We start from the raw sequence: 926 nt of genomic DNA, 5'->3' as shown, positions 1-926 counted from the left end.
GATCGGCACGAACTTCAGGTTCTCCGGCCCGGTGTAGTTGGCGCTGGGGCGGATGATCTTGTTGTCGATGCGCTGCTCGATGATGTGCGCGGCCCAGCCCGAGGTGCGCGAGATCACGAACAGCGGCGTGAACATCGCGGTGGGCACGCCCATCATGTGGTAGCTGACCGCGCTGAACCAGTCCAGGTTGGGGAACATCTTCTTGATGTCCCACATCACGGTTTCCAGGCGCTCGGCGATGTCGAACATCTTCATCGAGCCGGCGTCCTTCGACAGCTTCTTCGCCACTTCCTTGATCACCTGGTTGCGCGGGTCGCCGGTGGTGTACACCGGGTGGCCGAAGCCGATCACGACTTCCTTGTTCTCGACGCGGCGGGTGATGTCGGCCTGGGCCTCGTCCGGGTTGTCGTAGCGCTTCTGGATCTCGAACGCGACCTCGTTGGCGCCGCCGTGCTTGGGGCCGCGCAGCGCGCCGATCGCGCCGGCGATCGACGAGTACATGTCCGAGCCGGTGCCGGCGATCACGCGCGCGGTGAAGGTCGAGGCGTTGAACTCGTGCTCTGCATACAGGTTGAGCGAGGTGTTCATGGCGCGCTCCCACAGCGCCGACGGCTTCTCGCCGTGCAGCAGGTGCAGGAAGTGGCCACCGATCGAGTCATCGTCGGTTTCCACTTCGATGCGGCGGCCGTTGTGGCTGTAGTGGTACCAGTACAGCAGCATCGAACCCAGGCTGGCCATCAGGCGGTCGGCGATGTCGCGCGCGCCCGGGGTGTTGTGGTCTTCCTTCTCCGGCAGCACCGTGCCCAGCACCGACACGCCGGTGCGCATCACGTCCATCGGGTGCGCGCTGGCGGGCACCCATTCGAGCGCCGCCTTGACGTTGGCGGGCAGGCCGCGCAGGCTCTTCAGCTTGGCCTTGTAGGCGG

The 926-nt window shown here is 65.7% G+C and carries 1 protein-coding gene; it reads right to left on the bottom strand.

The genetic code is table 11. From position 1 onward, the window contains the following. Positions 1-926: bifunctional 2-methylcitrate synthase/citrate synthase (gene prpC, locus MKD50_RS30475; protein ID WP_252669771.1), on the bottom strand; the 926-nt coding region annotated here is incomplete at both ends.

The sequence above is a fragment of the Cupriavidus mimosae genome (genome assembly GCF_023952485.1).
In the GTDB taxonomy this organism is placed as follows: Bacteria; Pseudomonadota; Gammaproteobacteria; order Burkholderiales; family Burkholderiaceae; genus Cupriavidus; species Cupriavidus taiwanensis_C.
This window is presented reverse-complemented; position numbering and strand designations above follow the sequence as displayed.